This is a genomic window from Bradyrhizobium sp. A11, from assembly GCF_042077125.1.
Taxonomy (GTDB): Bacteria; Pseudomonadota; Alphaproteobacteria; order Rhizobiales; family Xanthobacteraceae; genus Bradyrhizobium; species Bradyrhizobium japonicum_B.
The window spans coordinates 4,620,081-4,645,590 of record NZ_CP149509.1 but is presented as its reverse complement, the minus strand read 5'-3'; the positions used below and the strand labels follow the sequence as shown (position 1 = coordinate 4,645,590).

Here is a 25,510-nt window from a genome sequence, read left to right as displayed (position 1 = left end):
ACCGTAGGGTGGGCAAAGGCGCAACGCGCCGTGCCCACCATTCTTCACGTCATGCGCAGGTGGTGGGCACGCTACGCTTTGCCCACCCTACGATGTCTCAGCCCGGGAACGTGTAGGCCGTCTTCACCGTGGTGTAGAACTCGCGCGCATAGGAGCCCTGTTCGCGGGCGCCGTAGCTCGAGCCCTTCCGGCCGCCGAACGGCACGTGATAGTCGACGCCGGCGGTCGGCAGATTGACCATCACCATGCCGGCCTCGCTGTTGCGCTTGTAGTGCGAGGCGTATTTCAGGCTGGTGGTGCAGATGCCGGAGGCGAGGCCGAACTCGGTGTCGTTGGAGATCGCCAGCGCCTCGTCGTAGTTCTTGGCGCGGATGACGGCGGCGACGGGGCCGAAGATCTCCTCGCGCGCGATGCGCATGTTGTTGTTGGCTTCGGTGAACAGCGCCGGCTGCAGGTAATGGCCGGGGGTCTCGCGCTTGAGCAGCTCGCCGCCGAAGGCGAGCTTGGCGCCCTCGTCCTGGCCGATCTTGATGTAGCGCAGGTCCTGGTCGAGCTGGCTTTGGTCGACCACCGGGCCGATATGCACGCCGGCCTTGAGCGCGTCGTCGACCGACAGGCTGTTCAGGCGCTCGGCCATCGCCGCGACAAAGCGGTCATGGATGCCTTCGGTGACGATCAGGCGGGAGGAGGCGGTGCAGCGCTGGCCGGTCGAGAAATAGGAGCCGTTGACGGCGACCTCGACGGCGGTTTTGAGGTCGGCGTCGTCGAGCACGACCAGCGGATTCTTGCCGCCCATCTCGAGCTGGAATTTCTTCATCGGGGTCGAAAGCACGCAGGCCTGCGCGATCTTGCGTCCCGTCTGCACCGAGCCGGTGAAGGAGATCGCGGCGACGTCCGGATGCTCGAGCAGGGTCTGGCCGACCACCGAGCCGGAGCCGACCACGAGGTTGAAGACGCCGGCCGGAATGCCGGACTTGGCAATAATCTCGGAGAGCGCATGCGCGCAGCCCGGCACCAGCTCGGCCGGCTTGAACACCACGGTGTTGCCGTAGCAGAGCGCCGGGGCGATCTTCCAGGCGGGAATCGCGATCGGGAAGTTCCAGGGCGTGATCATGCCGACGACGCCGACCGGCTCGCGCGTGAGCTCGACGTCGAGGCCGGGACGCACGGAAGCGCCCTTTTCGCCGATCAGGCGCAGCGCTTCACCGGCGAAGAACGCGAAGATCTGGCCGGCACGGGCGACCTCGCCGATACCTTCCGGCAGTGTCTTGCCTTCCTCGCGCGCGAGCAGGCGGCCGAGCTCTTCCTTGCGGGCGAGGATTTCGAGAGAAATCTTGTTGAGCGCGTCGAAGCGCGCCTGCGGGGTCGATTGCGACCAGGCGGGGAAGGCGGCCTTGGCGGCGGCGATCGCCTTCTCGGTCTGCGCCTTGTCGGCCTTGGCGTATTCGCCGACGACGTCGTTGGTGTTGGAGGGGTTGATGTTCCGGGTGACGCCGGAGCCGTCGACCCATTCGCCGCCGATGAAGTTCTTCAGGATCGCAGTCATCGTTTCCTCCAGAGTTTCTTACCGTACAAGGCAGGGACGCTTGTCGTCGAAGGTCCCGCCGGGGATCAGGTCCTGCATGGCAATAGCGTCATCCCGGGTGCCAAGTCCATGCTGCTTGTAGAGCTCATGCGCGGCATCGATGGCGGCCCTGTCGATTTCGATACCCAGGCCCGGCCCGGTCCGGGACCGCAATCTTGCCGCCCCTGATCTGGAGCGGCGCTCGGAGGGCCCAAGACCGGATCACCTGCATTGATGTGACGGCCGGCGCACTGGAGAGACACCCCTCAGGGCCATCGCTCCTTGCTGTGGCCGGCCTATTCTGCCGCCTGTTGTGTCGATCGGATGGCGGGCAGGTTCTTCACCAGCGCGGTCAGCTCCGCGAGCTCCTGCTCGGTGAGATCGGTGAGCGGCGGGCGGACCGGGCCGGAATCGCGGCCGATCACCTTCATGCCGGCCTTGATGATCGAGACCGCATAGCCCTTCCTGTGGTTGCGGATCGCGATCAGCGGCAGGATGAAGTTCTTCAGGCCGGCCTGGATCGTAGCGTGGTCGCGCTTGCGCACGGCCGCGTAGAAATGGGTGGCGAATTCCGGCACGAAGTTGAATACGGCGGAGGAATAGGTCGTCACGCCCATGTCGAGATAGGGGAGCGCGAAGGTCTCGGCGGTCGGCAGGCCGCCGACATAGGTGAGGCGGTCGCCGAGTTTGGTGTAGACGCGGGTCATCAGCTCGATGTCGCCGATGCCGTCCTTGTAGCCGACGAGGTTCGGGCAGCGCTCGGCAAGGCGGGCCAGCGTGTCGGGCTGGAGGATCGCGTTGTCGCGGTTGTAGACGATGACGCCGATTTTCACGGCGGCGCACACCGCCTCGACATGGGCGGCCAGGCCGTCCTGTTCGGAGTGAGTGAGATAGGGCGGCAGCAGGAGCAGGCCGTCGGCGCCGGCCTTTTCGGCGCCGACGGCGATCTCGCGGGCGATCGCGGTGCCGTAGCCGGTGCCGGCAAGCACCGGCACGCGGCCCTTGGTCTCTTCGACGGCGACCTTCACGACTTCAGGAACCTCGGTCGGCGTCAGCGAGAAGAACTCGCCGGTGCCGCCGGCGGCGAACAGGCCGGCGACCTCGTAGCCGCACAGCCAGTCCATGTTGGCGCGGTAGGTCGCTTCGTCGAAGCAGTAATCCGCCTTGAACGGCGTGACGGGAAATGACAGGAGGCCGGATCCGATCTTCTGGGCCATCTCCTGCGGGGTCATCTTGCTCACGGGCACTGTTCCCTTCGTGCGTGTTGCGGAGAACGGGGCCTTGAAGGCCTACGCGTCCATGCGCCGTGGTTTAAGAGACCGGTCGATACGGGTCCAAGCCAAAGCCTATATCGACTGATGCGGATTGAGCATCAATCCTCCGCCACCTCCGCGGAGGACAGTTCGCCGGCGATCTTGACCAGCGCCGGGAGCAGCGGATTCTCGTCGTCGCGGCGCCAGACCATGAACAGCTCGACCGGCACGCGGCCCTTCAGCTTCAGCGGCCGCAGCCGCACGTCGGAGATCTTCAGGCCCGCAGCCGCGGCCGGCACGATGGCGAGGCCGAGGCCGGCGCGGACCATGGCCAGGATCGAGTGGATCTGGCTGAGATGCTGGACATAGCGCGGCAGCACGTCGGCGCGGGTGAATTGCGCCACCAGCAGATCGTGGAAGTAGCGGCTCTCATAGGGCGAATACATCACGAAGGGCTGATCGTCGAAATCCTTGATGGTGATGGTCTCGGCATTCGCCAGCGGATGCTTCTTCGGGATCGCGGCGAGCAGGGGCTCGGCGACGACGCGGCGGCTGGCAAGCTCGGGCCGCGCGATCGGAGGCCGCAGCAGGCCGGCGTCGATCTGGCCTGAGGTCAGCGCCTCGAACTGATCGCCCGACACCATCTCCTTCAGGGAGAAATCCACCTCGGGCAGCCTGGCGCGGCAGGCGGCGATGAGCTCGGGCAGGAAGCCATAGGCCGCGGCCGCGGTGAAGCCGATCTTCAACGAGCCGATCTTGCCGAGCGCGATGCGGCGGGCGACTTGCGAGGCGCTTTCCGCAAGCTTGAGGATGCGCCGCGCCTCGGGCAGGAAGCTGCGCCCGGCAGGGGTGAGGCGGACCGAGCGGCTGGTGCGCTCCAGCAGCGGCGCATCGATGATGTGCTCGAGCACCTGGATCTGCCTGGACAATGGCGGCTGCGTCATGTTCAGCCGCGCGGCGGCGCGGCCAAAATGCAATTCCTCCGCCACCGTGACGAAACAGCGGAGCTGGTTGAGGTCGAACATCGATACATGCCTTAGATGGATAAGGCGCTTCCCCGGCACTTCTAGCATCGATCACCTCCAATACAAAGACGGCGGCCGTGAAGCCGCCGTTGAGTTGCCTGGTCGAGCTCCCCATGGGAGCCCTCAGGAGGAACGTTCACGACTCGTAGAGGCGCCTGCCGCGGCGTGTCCAAGTTCAAGCGGGTATCGATCGATGCCGTTTTTGGATCGATGGAACGCAGACGAGGGGGAATGATGATGGTGGGTGTGGGAAGTGCATGCCACCAACTCGTCATCGCGAGCGCAGCGAAGCGATCCAGGAATGCGTCTGCGCAAACAGTCTGGATTGCTTCATCGCAAGGGCTCCTCGCAATGATGCGAGGAGACAGTTCGCCTTCGCTTCTATTGCTGCGCGCCTGGCAACAATTGCGGCAGCAGCCCCCGCGTCACGTTCGGCGGCACGGCGTCGAGCCCGAGCACGGCACTCGCGGCCGGCAGGGCGGCGTCCGCCATCGCGGCGTGGCCCTCGGCGCTCGGATGCACGGCGCCGCCATAGACGGCGGAGAGCACGCCCCAGGTCGCGTCGTGGATGTCGGTCGGCTGGCTCGCCGCCGGCAGCCCTTGCGGATAGGTCATCGCGGAAAAATAGCTGTCATTGGCGTCGCGGATCCAGCGCGCGCGGGGCCAATAGGCGCGATATTCCGAGGCGCCCCGGCCGCACAGCATCGGCTGGCTCGCTGCGCTCACGATATCGGGATTGAAGCTCTGGCCATTCTCGGCAAAGCACGTGCGGTCGAATTCCGGATCGTTGCCGGAATGGGCGCAGAAGCCGTGATCGGCGAACGCGGCCTGATGCGCATCGACGAAGGTCATGCGCTCGGCTTCGGGATCGCGGCACAGCGCGCCGCGGGTGCAGGTGGCGAGCCCCTTCAGCTGCGGCAGGAATTCGGTGTCGACGAAAGTCGAGACGCGGGCGAGCCGCTGGGGGTCGGCGTTGAAGGAGGGATGGATGTCGAAGCCGGCACGGCCGCCGCGGCAGGGCACGCCGCCGTCAACGAGCGCGGGATTGGCGTAGGAGACATAGACCACGCGCGAGAGGTCGCCGCCGACCAGCGGCTTCAGCGCCTCGCGCAGCTTGACGAAGTTTTGGGGCAGCTCGCGCGCCAGCGCATCGCGGGACTCGTCGACGCTTGCCATCACGCCGGAGCGGCGGAACAGCGCCCGCTCGGTCGCGGTGTCGACGATGACGTCGGCGACGAGGCCCGAGAAATAGACGTCATTGGCGCCGACCGACAGCAGCACGAGATCGAGCGTGCGGTCGGGCTGGCGCTTCTTCGCCGCGGTGAGCGCCTCGCGCAGCTCGGCGACCTGCGCGTTCACGCTGGTGTTGCAGACGCCGGTCTTGCCGGGCGGGCATTCGCGGGCGCGCTGCGAGCCGAGCAGGCCGTCGCCGATGCTGGCGCCGGTGCAGGCGAGCGGCAGGTAGGTCACCGCGATGTGGGTGTAGCGCACCGCGAGCGCCAGGGCCGTGCGCGTCTGGTAGCTGTACAGCGAGCGGTGGCACGGTGCGTTGAACCAGAGCGCGCTGTAGCGTTGCCAGTTGGCGAGCGTATCCGGGGCCTCGCAAGCGCGGCCGCCCTTGAAGCCGTGGCGGCTCGGCCGGTAGTACTGCCCGCCGGCGGTGCCGAGATAGGAGCGGAAGCAGAAACCTTCGTCGGACAGCGCCAGTGCCCTGTCCGGATTGCCCTCGCCCGAGGCGATGCTGTCCCCGAGGCCGGCGACGAAGATGTCGCGGACCTGGATCTCGGTCTGGACCCGCTGGGTCGGATCGGCGCCGGCGGAGACGTCGACGGTCGCGACCGTCTGCTTGCCGTAGCGGACACGCAGGTTGATCGGCTCGGCGCAGTCGAAGGTCGATTGCTGCGGGCCGTCACCGTCGTCGAACGACCAGGCGCAGGTGGCGCCGACCGGTACCGCGCCCACGAGACGCACGGTGACGGGATGGTCGATCGGGGTGAGGTAGTTTTCCTTGGTGTTGTCGCGGGTGCAGGGCTGGTTGACGCGGCCCTGAAGGTCGATGCAGAGGCGGTTGACCATGTTGCGCGCCCAGCCGCGGCCTTCGCTCTGGAGCTCCAGCGATTGTTCTGCGGCGAGGATGCTGCGGTTACGCGCATTCTCGACATGGAGCAGGAAGTCGCGCTCCTCGCGGAACAGCCGGAAGCGGTTACGCACCTCCCAACTGATCTGCAAGGGGCCGGCGTCCTGCGCGGCGGCGCGCTCGGCCGGCAAAACGGACAAAAGTCCGGCCAGCAGCAGGGTGCCGGCGCAGAGGGTACGAAGCAATACAGGGATCATGGCCCGCGTCTTCAACGGCAAAGTTGAGGCGGAAATAAGAGAGCATTGCGCTGCCGCCCGCAACCCTCCGGTCCGGGCAGGCTGCTTTCAGCGCTTGTTGGCCTGCCGCAGCAACCGCTCGCGCTGCATCGGCGTCACCTCTTTGGGCAGATTGGCCTGCGCACAGGCCTCCGCCAGCCGCCGCCGCTCCTGCCAGGGCTCGACCACGTTCATCCAGAGCTCGCGCGTGCCCATGATGGAGATGGCGAGGCCGAACGGGATCACGAAATAGAGGATACGAAATACCAGCAGCGTCGCCAGCAGCTCCTCGCGGCCGAACTGCGGCAGCGCCACCAGCATGGCGGCGTCGAACACGCCGATCGAGCCGGGCGCATGGCTGGCAAAGCCGATCAGGGTGGCCAGGATGAACACCACGGCCAGCGACATGAAGTCGATCGGCGGATTGGCTGGCATCAAGAGGTACATCGCCATGGCGCAGAAGCCGAGATCGACCACGCCGATGAGGATCTGCACCAGCGTCAGCGGCGCCGAGGGCAGCACGACCTTCCAGCCCTTCTGGCCGAGCTCGCGCCGCTTCTCGCCCATGACGAGCCAGGCGAGATAAGCCCCGATCGAGGCAAGGCCGCCGAGCGCGATCAGCCGGTTGATAGATGGAGGAAGCTGATCCATCGAGGAGGCCGCGTCCGGATGGACGGCCAAGCCGATCGAGAGCACGAAGATGTTACCGAGCCAGAAGGTCAGGCCCGACAGGAAGCAGATCTTGGCGACGTCGATCGCGTTCAGCCCGTAGTCCGAATAGATCCGGAAGCGGATCGCGCCGCCGGTGAAGACGGTGGCGCCGATGTTGTGGCCGATCGAATAGGACGTGAAGCTGGAGAGCGCCGCGATGCGATAGGGCACGTGCTTCTTGCCGATCGTTCGCAGTGCGAAATAATCATAGAAGGTCAGCGTGCAGAACGCGAAGAACACGCACACCGCCGCCAGCCCGATGCTGCCGCGGGGAATTTCGGTCAACGCGGTCAGGATGACCCCGGTATCGATGCCCTTGAGGGTCCGCACCAGCGTGGTGATCGCGAAGGCGATGATGAAGATGCTCGCGGCAACCCCAAGCCGTCGCCAGCCGATCCATCTCTTGAAGCCGCGTTTCAGCGCGGGCAGCAGTCCGTGCATTCATCCTCCCGGCGGGGGGCAAGACCGACCGGGCCAGGCATTGGCCAGTTCGGGTGCGATCATCACCAAAGGCAGGCAGCGATCGCTAGGCGTGATCCAGCTCATTTAAGGCAAAAACTGCAGCTTGTGCAGCCCTTGACAACAATAGGTTCTGCGCCGGACCGGCAACTTTGTCATACGCGGTTCACATCGGAAGGCGCGTTAAGCATATGAGTCGTGAAAGCCGGCCGGCGCGTGCGTTCATATCGGCCTATGATTTCAGATCCCGGCGCCGCCTGCATTGTTCCAACGCAATGCCATGCGAGTGTTTTTTGGAACGTCGATGTCGCGCGTTCGTTGGGTCTGAACAGCAACCGAAACATGGCGCAATGAGCGGCTTTTCGTGCAAGCCGCTGCCTGCGTGTTCCAGCAAACCGAAAAAGGACCGAACGATGGGACTGTTCACAAAAGACATCAAAACCATGAACGACCTGTTCGTGCATCAGCTTCAGGACATCTATTACGCCGAGCAGCAGCTGACCAAGGCGCTGCCGAAGATGGCCAGCAAGGCCACCGATCCGCAGCTGAAACAGGGCTTTTTGACGCACCTCGAAGAGACCAAGCAGCACGTGGCGCGGCTCGAGGAAGTGTTCAAGATGCATGGCGTCCCCGTCAAGGCGGTCGACTGTCCGGCGATCGACGGCATCATCGAGGAAGCCGATGAGACCGCCGGCGAAGTTGCCGACAAGGCCGTGCTCGACGCCGCGCTGATCAACGCGGCCCAGGCTGCCGAACATTACGAGATCGTGCGCTACGGCAGCCTGATCGCCTGGGCCAAGCAGCTCGGCCGCAACGATTGCGCCGCCGTGCTCGCCAAGACGCTCGAGGAGGAAAAGGCGACCGATCAGAAGCTGACCACGCTGGCCGAGAGCAAGGTGAACCTGCGCGCGGCGAGCTGAGCCGAGCCCACATTCGACGAACGCTGCGCGGCCTCCGCGCGGCGTTCTTTTTTGCGGCCCGTGTCGGCTTCAGCCGCGGCGCAGCGCGAAATGGGCGCCGCAGAACGCCATGACGGCGCCGAGGCAGAGCGCGGCGAGCCCGGCCAGCACGCCCGAGACGGTCGGGATCGGGCTCGGCGCGGAGGCTGCCTGACCCGCCCCCGCGAGCAGGAGCACGCCGACCGCGATCAGGAACTGGCGCATCCGCTGCGGGATCTGGCCGGACGCCGCGCTCTGCATCAGCGTCGCGGTGAAATAGCCGCCGGAAAAGCCGACCGTGGCGATCAGCCACCACGCGATCGCCGCGCCCGCGGGGATGAACTCGGCCGAGTCGGAGCGCCAGAGCCCGCCGAGGTCGAGCCCGTAGCGCGCGCCCAGCATGTGCACCGCGAGCGCCAGCAGCACGCCGGAGATCATTGCGGCGCCGAGAATCAGACGGCGCGGAAAAAAGGTCGTCTCAACCATGCCCCGCTTGTAGGATGTGCGAGGGCGACCGCGCAAGCGGATCGCGGGCGCGATGGCGCGGACGGGATCGATTGTCGGGATGCAGGGTTCGGAAGCCGAGGCCGCGTCAGTCACGAGCTATGCCTACAAGGCGTCGCTGATCGGCTCGGCGCATCGCTTCGCGCTGACGGAGCAGGGGCTGTCCTGGCACATCGGCGGCCGCTCGGGCCTGTGGCCGTATGACGAGATCAGCGCGATCCGGCTGTCGTTTCGCCCGGTCTCGATGCAGCAGCACCGCTTTCGCGCCGATATCACCCACGGCAGCGGCCGCCGCATCGCGATCCTGTCGACGAGCTGGCAGACCGCCGCGCTGATGGCGCCGCAAGACAACGGCTTTCGCGCCTTCATCGTCGAATTGCATGCGCGGATGGCGCAAGCCGGCAGCCGCGCGGTGCTGACGTCGGGGCTCGGCCGCATTGCCTATGCGATGGTGCTGGCGTTCCTGGCGATGCTCACGGTCGCGATGGCGGGCCTGTTGATCCGCGCGCTCGTGATCGGCGAGTTCGCCGGCGCGCTGTTCGTCCTCGGCTTTGCCGCGCTGTTCGCCTGGCAGGTCGGCGGCTTCGTGCGGCGCAACCAGCCGCGTAGCTATGGCTTCGATCAATTGCCCCGGTCCGTGCTGCCATAGACCGATTTCTACTCCGTCGAGTCCAAATCCTCTTCCTTGGTGCCGAGCAGCGACACGATCGTGCGCAGGCCGGAATCGAGCTGCTCCAAGCTGGGCGGGGCGAGGGCGAGGCGCACCGCGTTCGGCGCGTGGCCGTGGGCGATCGCGAATGTGGAGGATGGCGTCAGGGCGATGCCGCGCCGGGCCGCCGCGGCGACGAAGGTCTGCGAGCGCCAGTGCGGCGGCAGCGTCAGCCACAGATGATAGGAGCGCGGGTCGGCGGCGAGCTGGTAGCCGGCGAGCAACCGTGCCGCGGTCTGCTGACGGCGCGAGGCATCGATGCGTTTCAGCCGCGTGAGCTCGGCGACGGTGCCGTCGGCCATCAGCCGCTGCCCGGCCGCAAGCGCATGGCCGGAGGCGATCCAGCCGCCGGTGCGGACGGCGCTCATCACGCTCTCGCGCAAGCGCGGCGGCGCCACGAGGATGCCGAGCGCGAGGCCGGGCGCGACCTTCTTGGACAGGCTGTCGATCACGATGCAGCGGTCCGGCCCGAGCGCGGCCAGCGGCGTGTCGTCGGCGAGGAAGCCGTAGACCGCGTCCTCGATGATGGTGAGGTCGAGCTTTTCGGCGACACGCATGATGTCGGCGCGTCGCGTCGCGTTCATGGTGACGCCGAGCGGGTTCTGGATGATGGGCTGCAGATACAGTGCGGACAGATGCGCCTCGCGATGCGCCTTCTGGATCGCATCGGGCCGTGCGCCGAGCTCGTCCATCGGGATCGGGACCAGCGTGATGCCGAGCCGCGCTGCGATGCTCTTGACGTAAGGGTAGGTCAGCGCCTCGACGCCGCAGCGGCCGCCGGTGGGGACCAGCGCGGCGAGCGCGGCCGCGAGCGATTGCTTGCCGTTGGCGGTGAAGACGATCTGCTCGGCCTGCGGCGCGAAATCCTTGCGCGCGAGATAGGCGGCGGCGGCATTGCGGGCGCTCCTCGTGCCGGTGCTGGTCGAGACGCGCAGCGCCGATTCGAGCGCATCGACGCGCTCGAGGCCGGCGAGGCTCTTGGCGATCATCGCCCATTGCTGCGGCAGCAGCGGGTAATTGACCTCGAAATTGATCCGCGCTTCGGCCGGCTCGCTCGGCATCTCGACCTTGCGCCTGATGTCGCCGGAGATGAAGGTGCCGCGGCCGACCTCGCCGACCACGAGGCCGCGGCGAAGCAATTCCGTATAAACCCGGCTTGCAGTCGAGACCGCGATGCCGCGGTCATAGGCGAAATTGCGCTGCGGCGGCAGCCGGTCGCCGGGCCTTAACGTGCCGTTAGAGATATCCGAGGCAATGGCATCGGCAAGCTTCACGTACTCGAACTTGGACATTATTGCACCGAGAGCAATGTTTTCCTTGCTCCGAGCAGTGTACTGAAGCATTTAAGTTCCATCAAGGTCCGCGATTGAGCCGAGGAGAGCGAGAGCAATCCGACGGCAAATGAGGTGCAGGCGCTCACAAGCGTCCGCGCCAACGGCATTGGCTTCGCCGCGCGGAACACCAGGCCGGAGAAAGAAGAATGACCACGATCTCGCAAACTGCCGGGCGGAGCTTCCGCCCATCCTCCTCGAGCGGATTTTTTGCAACGCTCGCCCACGCCGCTTATGCGCTGTTCGACCGCCTGGAGCACCGCTCCGCCGTCAAGACGCTGAACGAGCTCGACGACCGCGCCCTGCGCGACATTGGAATCACGCGCAGCCAGATCGAGGACGCGGTCTACGGACAGGTCAGGACCGAGCTGACGCGGTATCTGTGAGACACGTTCGACGCTCGAGCCTTGCGTGTCCCGGACGCGCTGCAGCGCTCTTGCGCTGCTGCGCAGAGCCGGGACCCAGCGAGCCGCGTGCTCGCTGCAACATGGGCCCCGGCTCTGCAGCGCATCACCTCGTGCTGCGCAGCGTCCGGGGCACGAGAGCGTCGGTGAATGATTGACATGGGATCGCATCCTCGCGGCGCATGTTGCCCGAGCTTTGCCTGGTCGCCTCGCCCTCTGAATTGAAAGAGGGCGCAGGGAAGGCCGGGAGCCGGTGGCTCCCATGGACCGCCATGCCAAGGGCAGACTGCGTGTGCTGCTGCATAGCGGAGAACAGGGCAACCGGAGACATCCCGGCCTTCCCTGCGCAATGGTTGGAACGGCTTATGTCGTGCTCTCCCCGGGGAGCGTTGCACTATTGCCCCCGTCGTCTTGCGGACGATCGATGCGCGGGCCCGGTCGGGCCGCCGCATCACCGCAACACTTGGCGCACAGACCCCGGGCGCCAGGACCACACGATTTTGCCGTACGCCGATCGCACCGGTCGTGTGCGCGACGGCCTTGCTCACGGTTGCCCGCCCTGCAAGACCCTTCGCGCCGATGCCATCGGCGTCCACCGCCGCCCGGCCCGCGTTCGTGACGATCGCGATACGCCCCTCTTCCTTGGGCCGGGTTGCGCGACACATACGTCATTTCCGAAATTCGGTAAAGTGGAATATTTTCGGTAGCGCGGATTGACCGATGGGTTGGGTGTTTTGCCCGCCCGGTAACGCAAGGGATTGTGGTCTCGGTGCCGAATGGAGTGTTGCTCCTTCGGCGCCGCCGGAAAGCAAAAACGCCGCCCGCTTGAAATGAAGCGCAGGCGGCGGCTGATCAGCCCCGGGAGGGTGAGAGTAAAATCCCGATACCAGTTGGTCTCTACGGGGCGGAGGTCGGTTCAGCCCGTTTGGCGATGAAGCCCTAGAGCGGCGCCAATAGGCCTGGCGAGGTCAGCCACTTGTTGACCTCTCCGGCAACATCGATCTGCCGGGCTTTTCGCAAAAGCTCCGCGCGACGGATGCCGGCGGGCATCCCTTTGGCCTGCTGGCGAAGGTTGACCGCCTCTTGCGCCAGGCGATATTCGAATGTCGATGATGGTTCTGGGGATCGTCGAGCCAAGGTTCATGCTCCGCTGCGGGGTAAGCGGGAGCGCAACTCGCGTTCACACCACCGATAGATGCTACGGGCCGCTCGGCGGTGGCGAGACAATGCGACTTTATCTGCTGGATAGCGAGCGCTTTATTTCGTTTCCGCGCGGGAACTATCCGTGAAACTCAGCAGCCGCGGCAAATATTCTTCAGCTTCGCGGCGGTTCGGGCTTCTTCCGCAAGAAATGGATCCTTGTAGTCTGACGATGAGCCGATGCGGGCTTCGGCGGGCCTTGGCATCTTGGGCGGAAATGCCGCATCGTAACAGGAGAGGCGCGCGCTGGTGCTTTCGATCGCACGGCAGTTTGGCTCCGCCGCAAAGGCTGCGGTCGTGGATGTGGCCAGTGCCGCTGCCAGCAAGAGCGCTCTGGTCCATGTGCTCGTGATCCAAGTGCTCGTTCGAGCCGCCGTCATGCTGAGCACTCCGTATTCACTTGGTTCTGCTCGCCCAGGTCGGCCGCTCGCCGGTCCAGGCCGGCAGAGCATCCCATTCGGACCAGCGCATCCTGCGCTCCTCGTCGCCGACCCTCACGAAGACGAAGGGAGCATCGTCCCGACCTGTCTTCGAACCCGTGAAAACCGCGGGAACACCGTAGGCATCTCTGATGATTGCTGTGTTTGCCATTTCCGCCTCTTGTCTCGGCTCACGTGTCTGCTCGAGTCTCGGCTCAAGCGCCGCGTTGCGTTCTGACGCGGTTCAATCGAACGGACCTGCGCTATAGAACGGCCACGATTGCGATCAGCAGCACGAGGAAAATAGGCACCAGCAAAGGTGGCACGAGCCACTCACGTATGTCGAATTTGACCAAATCGGACATCTGACCGCCTTCTTTCGGGTGGAGGCGGGAGCGCGATGCTCTCAGTCACCGATAACAGCCAGGAAGCGCGCGGTGATGCCACCTTGTAGCACCCACCTTGCCAATTAGCGAGATCAATCTCGTCTGTCTTGCGCGCAATTGACCCGGACGAACGGTTCACACCACTTCATCGGTCCACACCTTGAAGCTGATGAGCTCGCCTGGTCCGAAAATATGCACAATCGGAACATCCGCCGCATCGCGGCCTTGGGCGATCAGGACACGGCCGATGCGCGGCGTGTTGTTGCGTGCATCGAAGGTGTACCAGCGACCTCCGAGATAGGCCTCGAACCAGCCTGCAAAGTCGCCGGGGGCGTGCGGCGGTGGAATGCCGATGTCGCCGAGATAGCCGGTGCAGTAGCGCGCTGGAATGTTCATGCAGCGGCAGAACGCGACGGCGAGATGCGCATAGTCGCGGCAGACGCCCTTCCGCTCGTTGAAGACCTCCCACGCCGTCATGGTCGCCCGCGCGTGCTCGTATCCGAACGCGATGTGATGGTGGACGAAATCGCAGATTGCCTGGACGCGCGGCCAGCCGGGCGTCGTTTTCTCGAACAGCTTCCAAGCGATGTCGGAAAGCCGATCTGTTTCGCAATATCTGCTGCCGAGCAGATAGAGCAGCGTGTCCGATGGAAGATCCTCGACCGCGTGCTGCGCAGCTGAGGGCACGATCGCATCGGGCAAGCCACTGTCGCGCACCGTTCCGTCGGCCGAAAGGCGCATGCGGCCGGGGGGCGCAACGATCCGGCTGCACCAGTTGCCGAAGCTGTCGCGGTAGGGCGTGATCGGAACGGAAGGGGAGGTGATGAGGTGATCCGGTATGACAACATCGGATGCCCGCGTGAAATGCGTTCCGACCATCGCGATCAATGGCGTAACTTGCGGGAAGTCGTAGACCATTTCGAAGCCGACCCGGATTTGCATGCTTAGGCCTTGGCTCCAACCGCGCTGACCGGAATTCGCCGCCGGATGAGTCGGGTCGGCTCGAGCTCAGGTCGGCATCGCTGCGACAGTCCGCTCTGCGGCGTCGCTGAAGAGGAGATGGCTATGCAGCCGGCCGAACGCAATGCCAACTGCCGCAAGGCCAAACCACGTCCCATCACCAAATTCTGCCGTGTCCGGCCAGTCCGGCAACGGAGGGCGCGTTGCTCGCCAGCATTCGCGGCACCCATCGTCTAGTGCACGGTCGCGGCAGCGGCTTCGTCGATGGCCGCCATCAAATCGGGCGTCGCAGATTGATGGACCATATGACCGACGCCGGCGATCCGGTGCAGTTTGCTCTGCTTGATCTCTTCGTGGAGCCTGACCGATTGCTTTTCGATGTCGATCAGACGGTCGTCCTCACCCCCGATGATGATCGTGGGCATCCTGAGCTCGCTATAGGTCTTCGCAGCGATAAAGGCCGCCGGGACCATCAAGGCCGCTTCTGCGGCGCTGGCACGCATCTGTGCCGGCCGCACAGCCATTGCCTTGGGAAAGTCGGCGAATTTCTCGGGGACTGCGCGCGGGCCGAATAGCTTGCGCAACATCACGGGCCACATCAGCCGCCCGAAGATCGGGGATATTGTGTAACTGATGACATCGCCGAGGCCGGGGATTGCAGGTGCCAAAGAGGCCGCGGCGTCGGTGCGGGCGGTCGGGAAATAATATCCCGACGCCAGCACCAATGCTTCGACCAGCGATGGATGCCTGATCGCCAACGCCACTGCGAGCGAGGCTCCCCATGAATGTCCAAGCACAATCGCGCGCTGAACGCCCAGACGGCCGAGTGCCTCCTTGAACAGATCTGCCTGCGTCTCAGGGGTCCAAACCGCATTGCGGGGCCGCAAGCTATGTCCGAATCCCGGGCGGTCGAAGACGATGACCCGGTAGTTTGCAGCTGCCAGATCGATCAAGCCGCTCGATTCGAAGTCCTGGATCATGCTGCCGTTGCCGTGAAAGAGAACCAGCGGGCGGCCGTTGCCTCGCTCCACATAGTGCAGACGTACGCCATTGACCTCGATGAACCGTCCCTGCGGCGGATTATCGCGTTGTGCCTTCCTGGCAAGCTGCCGATTGATGAGGGCGGCCCCCGCCATCACCGTCACGGCCCCGGTCACGGCGGCAAGCGCGGGATATCGCCTCACGGCGCCGAGGCAGCTGGAGACGAGCGAAGGGAAACGAGTTTGCAGCAAGGCCATTGGCAGCACCTCATAAGGGTCTGCACGATGCCTCAGAGCAAAAATGAGAAATGTTGCAGGTAGTTCAAACGAGGGCGTCGCGCGTTTGGTTCCTGTACGAAGCCCGAATCTGATCGGTATCCTTGGCCCACGCCTTCACTTTTCACGCATCACCGATCGGACCTCATGGGTCCGCTCCGCCGATATTGTTCTGACATTGCTCCGAGCCAGAGACCGAATGCCGCTGTTCCAGCCCGGATGAGCGCAGCGATATCCGGGATTCTCACCGTGAGCGGCCCCGGATGTCGCTGCGCTCACCCGGGCTACGCGACTTGCGTGTCCCGGACGCGCTGCAACGCTCTTGCGTTGCTACGTCCGGGGCACGAACCAGCCCCCTAGTGCCGCACCACCAGCACCGAGCATTTGGCGTAGCGCACGACGTGGCCGGCGTTGGAGCCGAGGAAATAGGTGCGCATCGCCGGCCGGTGCGAGGTCATCACGATCAAATCGGCCTTCATCTGCGCGGCTTCCTCCAGGATCTCGTGGTAGATGCCGCCCTGGCGCACCACGCTAGAGATCCGGCTTGGTTCGATGCCGGATTCGCGTGCGACGATGGCGAGCGCCTCTTCCGAGGTCTGGCGCTGCTGCTCGTCGAAATCGGCCGGCACGTATTCGGCCAGCATCACCGGCGTCATCGGCAGCACGTTGAGCAGCCGCACCGTGCCGCTCCAGGTCTGCGACAGCGTTGCCGCGGTCGCGATCGCCGGCTTGGCCAGATCGGTGTCGGCGAGGTCGATGGGCACGAGGATGGACTTGAACATCTGCGCCTCCTGATTTGCGGTCAGCAGTCTGCCGGTACGTCGCGATCATCCCGATCGAAGCAGCTTGGGGCTGGTGAACAGCACCAGTTTGCCGCGGCGGTAGGCCACGTCGGCCCAATCCTTGACGTCAAAGTCGAAGATCGCAAGTCCCGAAGTGGGCAGATTGTCGGCGAGCGCGTTGGCGCCATCAGGATCGCCGCCGCCCAGCAGCATGAGGGCGGCCTCGTGCATGCCGGGATTATGGGCGACCAGCAGCAATTGCTTCGGGTCGGCCGGGGCCGTTGCCGTGCGAATGGAATCCAGGATCTGCGCGGGATCGGCGCCATAGAGTTCCGGCAGGATCTCGACCTGCGGCGCCGGGACGCGGTCCTTCATCGCCTCCCAGGCGATGTCCCAGGTCTGCCGGGCCCGGACGGCGTGCGACACCAGCACGGTATCGGGGAAGGGCGGATGGTCGGCGAGCCAGTCGCCGATCTGCGCCGCATCCCTGCGGCCGCGCTCGTCGAGCCGGCGGTCCTGGTCACGGCCGCTCGGCGCGTCGGTCTCGGTCTTGGCGTGACGCAGCAACATCAAACGGCGCATGGCATTCTCGAATCGCTCCCCGTCCAGAATAATCTACAGGCGCCGGTTGAGGACAAGGTGACAGGCGCCCGATCGGTCCTTTAAAGCGCGATGAGATTAGGGCAAATCCCCATCGCGCTTTAATTTTTTGTTTCGAGCATGATCTTTTCGGAAAACCGCTGCACACTTTTCCGGATCATGCTCTAAGAAAACTGCATGAGCGAGACTTACACAAGCGTGTCCCAGGACGAAGCCGGCTGTCGCGACCGCACGCGGCTGTCGTTCGACCTCGACGCCGACATCTGCGTCATCGGTGCGGGACTGGCCGGGCTCACCATCGCGCTGGAGGCGGCCCGGCTCGGGGCCAGTGTCGCGGTGCTCGAGGGCCGCCACATCGGCTGGAACGCGTCCGGCAACCAGCTCGGCACGGTGATGCCGGGCTTTGCGCTGCCGCTCACCGACCTGATCGAGCGCATCGGCTTCGAGGACGCGCGCGAATTGTGGACGCTGTCGAAGGAGGGCGCCGAGTTGGTCCGGGCCAACGCCACGGAGGAGAACATGCCGGGGATCGCCCTGAGCGAGGGCGCGCTGGAGGTCTCGAACGTCGATGTCGGCGACCGGCTGATCAGCCGGTTGCAGATGCTGCACGAGGATTTCGACACCGAGGTCGAGGGGTGGCAGGTCGATCGCGTCCGCGAGGCGCTGAAGACCGATCGCTATTTCCACGGCGTGTATTATCCCAGGGCGTTCCAGGTCGACGGCCGCAAATATGTGCACGGCCTCGCGGCGCTGGCGCGGCGGGCGGGCGCCCGCATCTTCGAGGACACGCCGGTCGTCAGCATCGATCATTCCGGCATCCGCAAGCGCATCGTCACGCCCTCGGCGCGGCTGCGCGCCACCCACATCGTGCTCGCGGGCAACATCCATCTCGGCGCGCCCTTGAAGCGCCTGTCGGAGACGCTGCTGCCGGTCTGGCGCTATGCCGGAATCACCGCGCCGCTCGGCGAACGCGTGCATGAGATCATCGCCTTCAAGGGATCGGTGATGGACAGCGACGGTGTCGATCATTTCCGCATCGTGGATGGCGACCGGCTGATGTGGGAGAGCCCGGAGACCACCTGGGCCGCGCGTCCGCAGCGCTTTGCGGGCGCCGTCAGGCGGCGGATCCGCACGATCTTCCCGGCGCTCGGCAATGTCGAGGTCACGGACATGTTCGGCGGCGCCATTGGCCAGACCGTGCACGGCATGCCGCAGATCGGCCAGTTGCGCAAAGGCCTGTGGGTGGCGAGCGGCTTCGGCCGCCAGGGCATGAACACCTCGGCCATGGCCGGGCAGATGATCGCGCGCAGCATTCTGGCGGGCGACGAGCGCTGGAAGCTGTTCTCGCCGTTCGAGCTGGTCTGGGCGGGCGGCGCCACCGGGCGGGTCGCAGGCCAATTGGTCGGGATCTGGAGCAGGGCGAGTTCCGCCGCCGCGGGCTCTCTGGCCCGTTACCGCGAGCGCGCGCGGGTCAAGGACAGGGAGCGCGAGGCACGCCTCGCCCAGGCCAACCGGGCCGCCGGCACCGGTCCGCGCCGCCCGCCCCCCGGCGTTCGGCCGCGACCGTCACCGCCGCCGCGACCGGCGGCCGAAGCCGTGGAACCGGCCTCGCATGACGACGTGGCCTCCCGATAAGTTGAGTGAAATTCCGCCCGAACGTGTAACTTCGGCCGTTCAAGCCCGTATCTCAGGGCGTGGAGCTCCCGCACGGAGAATGAAATGTTCGACCGCCGCATCCTGTTGACGACTGCCGCCGGCCTGTTCGGCCTTGGGGCCTTTCGCTGGCTGAGGGGAACGCCTGCCGAGGCCGGCGAGAAGACCGCCAAGAAATTCGAGATCATGAAGACGGAGGCTGAATGGCGCGCCCAGCTCACGCCGCAGCAATATGAGATCCTGCGCAATCACGGCACCGAGCGGCCGGGCTCCAGCCCGCTGCTGAAGGAGAAGCGCAAGGGCATCTTCGCTTGCGCCGGCTGCGACCTGCCGTTGTTTGCGTCGGAGACCAAGTTCGAGAGCGGCACCGGCTGGCCGAGCTTCTATGCGCCGATCGAGGGCAATGTCGGCAAGACCGAAGACCGCGCCTACGGCATGGTTCGCACCGAGGTGCATTGCCGGCGCTGCGGCGGCCATCTCGGCCACGTCTTCGACGACGGTCCGAAGCCGACCGGATTGCGCTATTGCATCGACGGTTTCGGGCTGGTGTTCCATCCCGCGGCGGCGTCGGCGACGTAGGCATGAGGCCGTCATTCCGGAGCGATGCGTCAGCATCGAATCCGGAATCTCGAGATTCTCCGGTGCGCAATTGCGCACCGGAGTTCGGTCCTGCGGACCGCCCCGGAATGACCGAAGGCCCCGGCAATTGTTGCCGGTCCCGGCAATTGTGCCCCGGTCGCCAGGCCGGGGCTTTTTCATTAAGCCATTGATTTCATGAGAATACCCGCATTGGCATAGCCCTTGCGACCGTCTCCCCCGACTGCGGCCATGGTCGACCGGCCGCCGAGATCGGATTTGGAGACAAAGTTATGGGTATCTTCGATGCAATGAACACCTCGGTGGGTGGCCTGCAGGCGCAGTCCTTCGCGCTGCAGAACATTTCCGGCAACATCGCGAACTCGTCCACCACCGGTTACAAGGGCATCGGCACCAGCTTCGTCGACCTCATCCCCGACTCGTCGGTCCCGAGCAAGCAGGTCGCAGGCGGCGTGCAAGCCAATGCGAAGGCCACCATCACCACGCAGGGCACGATCTCGTCCTCCACCGTCGCCACCAACATGGCGATCACCGGCGACGGCTTCTTCTCGATCCAGAAGGCGAGCGGCGTGGTCGACAACGTGCCGGTGTTCACCGGCGTCACCTATTACACCAGGCGCGGCGACTTCCAGCTCAATGCCAACGGCAATCTGGTCAATGGCGCCGGCTACTACCTGATGGGCGTCACGGTCGACCCGAAGACGGGCAACCCGACCGGCAGCGTGGCGAACGTGCTGCAATTCCAGAACAACTTCATTCCGGCGCAGGCGACCACCTCGATCCAGTACGCGGCGAACCTGCCGACCCAGCCGAACACGGTGGCGAAAACCACGGCCTCGACCGGCACATTGCTCGCGGCCGGCGGCCTGAACCCGTCCGATTTCGCCGCCAACCCGCTGCCGGTCGGCACGCCGCCGGCGCCCTATGCCAACGCGACGGTCTCCGGCGCGGCCGCAACCGGCAACATCCGCTCGGCCTATTCGTCGACGACGGCCACGGGCACCGTTGCGCTTCAGAACAATTCCTCGGCGGTCGCTTCGACAACGACCTCGCTCGACAATACCGCCGGCACGCATCTGGCCTCCAGCATTCTGACCGCGTTGAGCGGCCAGACGCTGACCATCAATGGCAACACCATCACGTTCAACGGCGGCACCACGGTCTCGACCGTCGGCAGCAACACCACGATCGGCCTCGGTGCGGGCACCACGGCGACGGTGGCCGACATCCTGAATGCGATCCAGACGGCCGGCGGCGCCGGCGTCACCGCCTCGCTCTCGGTCAGCGGCAATATCCAGATCGCGACCGGCACCGGCACCGACGTTGCGATCGGCAGCGGCACGGCCGCAACCGCCCTCGGCATCAGCAGCGTGACCCGCGGCGGCAACGTGCTGTCCTCGCCCGCGATCTCCGGCGCGACCGTGCTGAGCGGCTCGGCGACCGCCGGCGGCGCCCAGGTGCTCACATCCGGCTTCTCCGCAGGCGACACCATCACCGTCAACGGCCAGACGCTGACCTTCATGGCCTCGGGTGCTGCGGGGCCGAACCAGATCAACGTTGGCGACAACGTCACGACCCTGCTCGGCAAGATCGATGCGCTCTCCGGCGCCTCGGGGTCGTCGGTCAGCAGCGGCGGCGTGATCACGCTCAACACCGGCACCGTCTCGAACCTGACGGTCTCCAGCTCCAACAGCGCCGCCTTCTCGGCGCTCGGCTTCACCTCGACGATCACCCGGAATCGTGAGGGTGGCGGCACGGCTGGCACCGGCGGCGTGATCGGCAACGACATCGCCACCTTCACCAAGGAATCGATCAGCGGCGGCGCGGTGACCGCCTACAACGCCGCCGGCACCCCGGTGAACCTGCAACTGCGCTGGGCCAAGACCGACAGTGCCTCGCTGGGCGCGGGTCATTCGGACAGCTGGAACCTGTTCTACCAGACCGACCCGAACGCGACCGGAACGGCGGTCGGCTGGGTCAACACCGGCCAGACCTTCACCTTTGCCGCCGACGGCTCGCTGACCTCGCCGAGCGGCTCGGGCATCACCATCAACAACGTCACCGTCAGCGGCCAGTCGCTCGGCTCGGTCGCCTTCAACATCTCCTCGGGCGGGCTGACGCAATATGCCAGCACCAGCGGCGCGGTGACCATCAACACCATCACGCAGAACGGCTATGCCGCCGGCCAGCTGCGCTCGGTCGCCGTCAACAACAACGGCGTCGTGGTCGGCACCTTCTCGAACGGCCAGAACCTCAACCTCGCCCAGGTGCAGCTCTCGCACTTCAACGGCACCAATTACCTGAAGGCGATGGACGGCGGCGCCTATGCCGCGACCGAGCAGTCGGGCGACGCCATCGACGGCGCCTCGGGCACCATCAGCGGCTCGTCGCTGGAGGGATCCAACACCGACATCGCCGACGAATTCACCAAGCTGATCGTGACGCAGCAGGCCTATTCGGCCAACACCAAGGTGATCACGACCGCGAACTCGATGGTGCAGGATCTCCTGAACGTGTTGCGCTGATCGGCGCGTGAGGCAACCAAAGGCGGGCCAGTGATATGGGTTTGAGTTCAGCCCTCGCCAGTGCGATGAGCGGCCTGCGTGCCAACCAGGCCGCGCTCTCGATCGTCTCCTCGAACGTCGCGAATGCGCAGACGCCGGGTTACGTCGTCCAGACCCCGAACCAGATCGAGGTCACCACCGGCGAGTTCGGCTCGACGGCGATGACCACCGGCGTCAGCCGCCTGCTCGACACCTACGTGCAGAACCAGCTGCGGACCGAGACCGGCGGCAGCGGCTACGCCGACCAGATGGCCAACATCCTGAAGCAGCTTCAGAATGTCTACGGCACGCCCGGCAATTCCGGCACGCTCGAAAGCGCGCTGAACAAGTTCACCACGGCGCTTCAGGCGCTGTCGACCAGCTCGGGTGCCTCGTCGGCGCAGACCGTCGCGCTCGGGGCGGCGCAGGCGCTCGCGACGCAGCTCAACGTCACCACCAAGGGCATCCAGTCGCTTCGCTCCAACGTCGAGCAGGATCTCGGCAACTCGGCGCAGGCCGCCAATGCGGCCATGAAGCAGATCGCCGACATCAACACCAGGCTCCAGGGCCTGGGGGCCAACGATCCTTCGGCCGCAACGCTGATGGACCAGCGCGACCAGGCCATCAACACGCTGTCGAAATATGTCGACGTCCGCGTCACCACCGACAACTCGAACCAGGCCAACATCTACACGACGACCGGCATTCAGCTGGTCGGCGCCGGGCTCGCCTCGGAATTCTCCTTTGCCTCCGCCGGCACGCTGTCGGCGACGTCACAATACAACATCGACCCCGCCAAGTCCGGCGTTGGCGCCTTCAACATCAAGCTGCCGAACGGCTCGCAGGTCGATGTCGTCGCCAACAACGTGGTGTCGTCCGGCCAGATCGCGGCCGACCTGAAGCTGCGTGACGACATTCTGGTGCAGGCGCAGAACCAGATCGACCAGCTCGCCGCCACGATGTCGAGCGCGCTGTCCGACAAGACCACGGCGGGCAGCACCGTCTCCGGCCCGCCGGCCGGCTTCGATCTCGAGCTCGCCGGCGCGCTGCCGGGGAACACGGTCAACATCACCTATACGGACACCGCGACCAACACGCAGCGCCAGGTCACGCTGGTCAACGTGACCGACCCGGCGGCGCTGCCGCTCCAGAACGCGACCAACGCCAACCCGATGCGGATCGGCGTCAACTTCGCCGGCGGCATGGGCGCGATCGCCTCTGCGCTCAATACCGCGCTGTCGGGCTCGCACCTGTCGTTCTCCGCCGCCCCGTCGCCGGCGACCGCCACGACGCTGCGCGTGACCGACGACAATACCGGGCTCGCCAAGGTCGGTTCGGCTTCGACCACCAAGACAATGTCGTCGCTGACCTCGGGCAATCCGCAGCTGCCGCTGTTCACCGACGGCGGGCAGGCGCTCTACACCGGCGCGATCACGGCATCGGGCTCGCAGATGACCGGTCTTGCCGGGCGCATCGCCGTCAACACGCAACTGGTGACCGATCCCACCCGGATGTCGGTCTACAATACCTCGCCGGTGACGCCCGCGGGCGACACCACGCGTTCGGACTATCTCTACTCGCAGCTCACCAATGCGGTGTTCTCCTATTCGCCGCAGAGCGGCCTCGGCTCGGCGAGCCAGCCGTTCACCGGCAGCGTCTCGAACTTTCTCCAGCAATTCCTGAGCGTGCAGGCCAACGCCGCGACCCAGGCCACCCAGCTTCAGCAGGGCCAGAGCGTCGTGGTCTCGACGCTCCAGGCCAAGTTCGACTCGACCTCCAAGGTCAACCTGGACTCGGAGATGTCGAACCTGATCCAGCTTCAGAATGCATATGCCGCCAACGCCCATGTCATGTCGGTGGTGCAGAGCATGATGAACACGTTGATCCAGGCTCAATTGTAACCAGTAACAGGGCTCTGAAAGATGTCGATCAGCAGCATCAACTACTCATCGTCGGTTCTCGGCGCGCAGATCCGCAACATCAATCAGCAGCTCACCGACCTGTCGACGCAGCTCTCGACCGGCAAGCTGTCGCAGAACTATGCCGGCATGGGCACCAACGAGGGCTTCGCGATCGCCGGGCGCGCGCAGCTCTCAAACATCGCCGCCTACACCGACACCATCACCAACGTCAATGTCAGCATCAACCTCGCCAATACCGCGTTGCAGTCGCTGACCAAGATCCGCAGCACGGTGCAGACCGGCTCTGCCAACACCGCGCAGGATCTCAACGTCAACGGCCAGACCATCGCGCAGAACACCGCCGCGGCCCAGTTCGGCTCGATGGTCGGCGTCCTCAACACGCAGACCGGCAACCGCTATCTGTTCTCGGGAACCGCCGTCAACACGCAGTCGGTTACGGATGCCGGCGACATCATCAACGGCACCACGACGCAGGCGGGCTTCAAGACGGTGATGGCGGAGCGCCAGGCCGCCGACCTCGGGGCCAACGGCATGGGCCGTCTGGTGCAGACGCAGCCGACGCCGAGCTCGATTCAGGTGTCGGAAGACGTCGCGGGCTCGCCGTTCGGCCTCAAGCTCAAGGCGGTCTCCTCGACGCTGACGGGCGCGACCGTCACCGGCCCGAGCGGCTCGCCGGTGTCGTTCTCGGTCGATCTCAACGGCAACAACCCGAACAACGGCGACAAGCTCAGCATCCAGTTCACGCTGCCGGACGGCACGACCGAGCAGATCGACCTGACCGCATCCTCGGCGACGCCGACGCCGCTCGGCAGCTTCGCGATCGATGCGAGCACCCCCGTCAACCCGACCAATACCGCGACAAATCTCAATGCCGCGCTGAATACCGCGATCACGAAGCTCGCCAACACCTCGCTGGTCGCGGCATCCGCGATCGTCGCCGGCGACAATTTCTTCAATACCGCCAGCTCTGCGATCGGCACGCCGGTCAACAACCAGGCGGCGATTCCGGCGCCCGTCACCGGCGCTACGGCGCTATCAGGGGCGACCCCCTCGGATTCGATCTCGCCGGGCTTCGTCGCCGGCGACACCATCACCGTCAACGGCACCACGCTGACCTTCGTGGCCTCGGGCGCGACCGGCAACCAGCTCAACGTCACCGACAGCATCCAGACCCTGCTCGGCAAGATCGACACCATCACGGGGACGTCGAAGCCCTCGACGGTCCATGGCGGCTCGATCACGATCAACACCGACGATGCGGCGAGCCTCAACATCACCAGCTCCAACACCGGCGCGCTGGGCTCGCTCGGATTCGGCGCGACGCCCGTGACCGCCACGCAGCCGCCGCTGCGGGTCGGCTCCTCGCCGGCGAGCTCGGCGACGACGCTGGTCAACGGTACGGCCAACACCGTGAAATGGTATCTGGGCAATGACGGGCCCGGCTCGGCGCGCTCCACCGCGATGGCGCGGGTCGACGATTCCATCTCGGTGCAGTATGGCGCCCAGGCCAACGAGGACGCGATCCGCCGCCAATTGCAGGCGATCGCGGTGTTCGGGACGTTCTCGACCTCGCCGACCGGGCAGTATTCGGGCGGGCAGGTCTCCGCACTGAGCCTGCGGGTGACGCAGGCGCTGACGCAGCAGCCGGGTCAGCAGCGCATCGAGGACATCCAGACCGACATCGCGATGGCCCAGAACACGATGAAGGACGCCTCCACGCGCCAGACCCAGGCCAAGGCGCAGCTCCAGACCATCATCGACCAGGCGGAATCGGCCTCGCCCGATCAGGTCGCTAGCGAGATCCTGGCGCTGCAGAACGCGCTGCAGGCGTCCTACCAGGTGACCTCGAACCTCGCGCAGCTCTCGCTGGTCAAGTTCCTGTAAGGGCCCGCGTTAAGGCGCCGTTAACCATGCCTCTTTACCTCTTGGTGAGGATTGGAGC

The 25,510-nt window shown here is 65.5% G+C and carries 22 protein-coding genes and 1 pseudogene; 8 read left to right on the top strand and 15 right to left on the bottom strand.

The annotated features are described in order from the left end of the window. Positions 1 to 97 precede the first annotated feature (97 nt). From WI560_RS21895 to WI560_RS21870, 6 genes and pseudogenes are all read right to left on the bottom strand, one after another. Entirely contained in the window at positions 98 to 1,546 is a 1,449-nt protein-coding gene (locus WI560_RS21895; protein WP_028137511.1) for an aldehyde dehydrogenase family protein, read from the bottom strand. An 18-nt stretch (positions 1,547 to 1,564) separates the two neighbouring features. Further along, a pseudogene (gene gudD / locus WI560_RS21890) lies at positions 1,565 to 1,769 on the bottom strand (glucarate dehydratase); the annotation flags it as partial. 91 nt (positions 1,770 to 1,860) lie between these two features. After that, positions 1,861 to 2,805, bottom strand: coding sequence for a 5-dehydro-4-deoxyglucarate dehydratase (kdgD, locus tag WI560_RS21885; RefSeq protein ID WP_375304811.1), 945 nt, complete (start codon positions 2,803 to 2,805; stop codon positions 1,861 to 1,863). Positions 2,806 to 2,936: 131 nt separating this feature from the next. Further along, a complete protein-coding gene (locus WI560_RS21880) occupies positions 2,937 to 3,842 on the bottom strand; it encodes a LysR substrate-binding domain-containing protein (protein WP_375304810.1) in 906 nt (301 codons plus the stop codon). A 381-nt stretch (positions 3,843 to 4,223) separates the two neighbouring features. Further along, on the bottom strand, positions 4,224 to 6,176 hold the full coding sequence (locus WI560_RS21875; protein ID WP_375304809.1) for a hypothetical protein: 1,953 nt from the start codon (positions 6,174 to 6,176) through the stop codon (positions 4,224 to 4,226). Between the two features lie 87 nt (positions 6,177 to 6,263). Then, positions 6,264 to 7,346, bottom strand: a complete 1,083-nt coding sequence (locus tag WI560_RS21870) for a YbhN family protein (RefSeq protein WP_028137506.1) — start codon at positions 7,344 to 7,346, stop codon at positions 6,264 to 6,266. Positions 7,347 to 7,777: 431 nt separating this feature from the next. Between WI560_RS21870 and WI560_RS21865 the strand changes: the two genes are divergently transcribed. Next, on the top strand, positions 7,778 to 8,284 hold the full coding sequence (locus WI560_RS21865) for a ferritin-like domain-containing protein (RefSeq protein ID WP_257196275.1): 507 nt from the start codon (positions 7,778 to 7,780) through the stop codon (positions 8,282 to 8,284). Positions 8,285 to 8,353: 69 nt separating this feature from the next. Here the strand turns inward: WI560_RS21865 and WI560_RS21860 are convergent, their stop codons facing one another. Beyond that, on the bottom strand, positions 8,354 to 8,788 hold the full coding sequence (locus WI560_RS21860) for a hypothetical protein (RefSeq protein ID WP_028137504.1): 435 nt from the start codon (positions 8,786 to 8,788) through the stop codon (positions 8,354 to 8,356). A gap of 79 nt (positions 8,789 to 8,867) precedes the next feature. Between WI560_RS21860 and WI560_RS21855 the strand changes: the two genes are divergently transcribed. Continuing rightward, positions 8,868 to 9,455, top strand: a complete 588-nt coding sequence (locus WI560_RS21855; protein ID WP_375304808.1) for a hypothetical protein — start codon at positions 8,868 to 8,870, stop codon at positions 9,453 to 9,455. Between the two features lie 8 nt (positions 9,456 to 9,463). On the opposite strand, the gene WI560_RS21850 is transcribed toward WI560_RS21855, so the two are convergent. Continuing rightward, positions 9,464 to 10,807: a PLP-dependent aminotransferase family protein gene (locus WI560_RS21850; RefSeq protein WP_375304807.1), complete on the bottom strand. Its 1,344-nt coding sequence runs from the start codon at positions 10,805 to 10,807 to the stop codon at positions 9,464 to 9,466. Between the two features lie 188 nt (positions 10,808 to 10,995). Between WI560_RS21850 and WI560_RS21845 the strand changes: the two genes are divergently transcribed. Continuing rightward, a complete protein-coding gene (locus WI560_RS21845) occupies positions 10,996 to 11,232 on the top strand; it encodes a DUF1127 domain-containing protein (RefSeq protein ID WP_375304806.1) in 237 nt (78 codons plus the stop codon). Between the two features lie 957 nt (positions 11,233 to 12,189). Here WI560_RS21845 and WI560_RS21840 read toward each other — a convergent pair. From WI560_RS21840 to WI560_RS21810, 7 genes are all read right to left on the bottom strand, one after another. After that, complete coding sequence (locus WI560_RS21840; protein WP_375304805.1) at positions 12,190 to 12,387, bottom strand: hypothetical protein; 198 nt, start codon at positions 12,385 to 12,387, stop codon at positions 12,190 to 12,192. Positions 12,388 to 12,542: 155 nt separating this feature from the next. Next, on the bottom strand, positions 12,543 to 12,776 hold the full coding sequence (locus WI560_RS21835; RefSeq protein WP_375304804.1) for a hypothetical protein: 234 nt from the start codon (positions 12,774 to 12,776) through the stop codon (positions 12,543 to 12,545). A gap of 70 nt (positions 12,777 to 12,846) precedes the next feature. Then, entirely contained in the window at positions 12,847 to 13,041 is a 195-nt protein-coding gene (locus tag WI560_RS21830; RefSeq protein WP_375304803.1) for a hypothetical protein, read from the bottom strand. A 349-nt stretch (positions 13,042 to 13,390) separates the two neighbouring features. Then, positions 13,391 to 14,197 carry a transglutaminase family protein gene (locus tag WI560_RS21825; RefSeq protein WP_375304802.1) on the bottom strand — a complete coding sequence of 269 codons (807 nt, stop codon included), beginning with the start codon at positions 14,195 to 14,197 and terminating at the stop codon, positions 13,391 to 13,393. 251 nt (positions 14,198 to 14,448) lie between these two features. Next, entirely contained in the window at positions 14,449 to 15,453 is a 1,005-nt protein-coding gene (locus tag WI560_RS21820; RefSeq protein WP_375304801.1) for an alpha/beta fold hydrolase, read from the bottom strand. A 374-nt stretch (positions 15,454 to 15,827) separates the two neighbouring features. Then, the gene (locus tag WI560_RS21815) at positions 15,828 to 16,253 is read right to left on the bottom strand and encodes a universal stress protein (protein WP_035707892.1); all 426 of its coding nucleotides are present in this window, start codon (positions 16,251 to 16,253) and stop codon (positions 15,828 to 15,830) included. Positions 16,254 to 16,298: 45 nt separating this feature from the next. Then, a complete protein-coding gene (locus WI560_RS21810) occupies positions 16,299 to 16,835 on the bottom strand; it encodes a histidine phosphatase family protein (RefSeq protein WP_375304800.1) in 537 nt (178 codons plus the stop codon). A 195-nt stretch (positions 16,836 to 17,030) separates the two neighbouring features. On the opposite strand from WI560_RS21810, the gene WI560_RS21805 reads away from it, so the two are divergent. From WI560_RS21805 to WI560_RS21785, 5 genes are all read left to right on the top strand, one after another. After that, positions 17,031 to 18,488: an NAD(P)/FAD-dependent oxidoreductase gene (locus WI560_RS21805; RefSeq protein ID WP_375304799.1), complete on the top strand. Its 1,458-nt coding sequence runs from the start codon at positions 17,031 to 17,033 to the stop codon at positions 18,486 to 18,488. 84 nt (positions 18,489 to 18,572) lie between these two features. Further along, complete coding sequence (msrB, locus tag WI560_RS21800) at positions 18,573 to 19,085, top strand: peptide-methionine (R)-S-oxide reductase MsrB (RefSeq protein WP_257196268.1); 513 nt, start codon at positions 18,573 to 18,575, stop codon at positions 19,083 to 19,085. 290 nt (positions 19,086 to 19,375) lie between these two features. Further along, positions 19,376 to 21,628, top strand: coding sequence for a flagellar hook-basal body complex protein (locus WI560_RS21795; protein ID WP_257175531.1), 2,253 nt, complete (start codon positions 19,376 to 19,378; stop codon positions 21,626 to 21,628). A gap of 35 nt (positions 21,629 to 21,663) precedes the next feature. After that, positions 21,664 to 23,547: a flagellar hook-associated protein FlgK gene (gene flgK / locus WI560_RS21790; RefSeq protein ID WP_375304798.1), complete on the top strand. Its 1,884-nt coding sequence runs from the start codon at positions 21,664 to 21,666 to the stop codon at positions 23,545 to 23,547. Between the two features lie 21 nt (positions 23,548 to 23,568). Continuing rightward, entirely contained in the window at positions 23,569 to 25,452 is a 1,884-nt protein-coding gene (locus WI560_RS21785) for a flagellar protein (protein WP_375304797.1), read from the top strand. Positions 25,453 to 25,510: the final 58 nt, after the last annotated feature.

Coding starts and splice junctions, on each gene's coding strand:
- flgK (WP_375304798.1), top strand. CDS start 21,664: ATGGGTTTGAGTTCAGCCCTCGCCAGTGCGATGAGCGGCCTGCGTGCC.
- WI560_RS21870 (WP_028137506.1), bottom strand. CDS start 7,346: ATGCACGGACTGCTGCCCGCGCTGAAACGCGGCTTCAAGAGATGGATC.
- WI560_RS21875 (WP_375304809.1), bottom strand. CDS start 6,176: ATGATCCCTGTATTGCTTCGTACCCTCTGCGCCGGCACCCTGCTGCTG.
- WI560_RS21845 (WP_375304806.1), top strand. CDS start 10,996: ATGACCACGATCTCGCAAACTGCCGGGCGGAGCTTCCGCCCATCCTCC.
- WI560_RS21830 (WP_375304803.1), bottom strand. CDS start 13,041: ATGGCAAACACAGCAATCATCAGAGATGCCTACGGTGTTCCCGCGGTT.
- WI560_RS21895 (WP_028137511.1), bottom strand. CDS start 1,546: ATGACTGCGATCCTGAAGAACTTCATCGGCGGCGAATGGGTCGACGGC.
- WI560_RS21855 (WP_375304808.1), top strand. CDS start 8,868: ATGCAGGGTTCGGAAGCCGAGGCCGCGTCAGTCACGAGCTATGCCTAC.
- WI560_RS21825 (WP_375304802.1), bottom strand. CDS start 14,197: ATGCAAATCCGGGTCGGCTTCGAAATGGTCTACGACTTCCCGCAAGTT.
- WI560_RS21860 (WP_028137504.1), bottom strand. CDS start 8,788: ATGGTTGAGACGACCTTTTTTCCGCGCCGTCTGATTCTCGGCGCCGCA.
- WI560_RS21850 (WP_375304807.1), bottom strand. CDS start 10,807: ATGTCCAAGTTCGAGTACGTGAAGCTTGCCGATGCCATTGCCTCGGAT.
- WI560_RS21820 (WP_375304801.1), bottom strand. CDS start 15,453: ATGGCCTTGCTGCAAACTCGTTTCCCTTCGCTCGTCTCCAGCTGCCTC.
- WI560_RS21795 (WP_257175531.1), top strand. CDS start 19,376: ATGGGTATCTTCGATGCAATGAACACCTCGGTGGGTGGCCTGCAGGCG.
- WI560_RS21805 (WP_375304799.1), top strand. CDS start 17,031: ATGAGCGAGACTTACACAAGCGTGTCCCAGGACGAAGCCGGCTGTCGC.
- msrB (WP_257196268.1), top strand. CDS start 18,573: ATGTTCGACCGCCGCATCCTGTTGACGACTGCCGCCGGCCTGTTCGGC.
- WI560_RS21810 (WP_375304800.1), bottom strand. CDS start 16,835: ATGCGCCGTTTGATGTTGCTGCGTCACGCCAAGACCGAGACCGACGCG.
- WI560_RS21865 (WP_257196275.1), top strand. CDS start 7,778: ATGGGACTGTTCACAAAAGACATCAAAACCATGAACGACCTGTTCGTG.
- WI560_RS21880 (WP_375304810.1), bottom strand. CDS start 3,842: ATGTTCGACCTCAACCAGCTCCGCTGTTTCGTCACGGTGGCGGAGGAA.
- WI560_RS21785 (WP_375304797.1), top strand. CDS start 23,569: ATGTCGATCAGCAGCATCAACTACTCATCGTCGGTTCTCGGCGCGCAG.
- WI560_RS21815 (WP_035707892.1), bottom strand. CDS start 16,253: ATGTTCAAGTCCATCCTCGTGCCCATCGACCTCGCCGACACCGATCTG.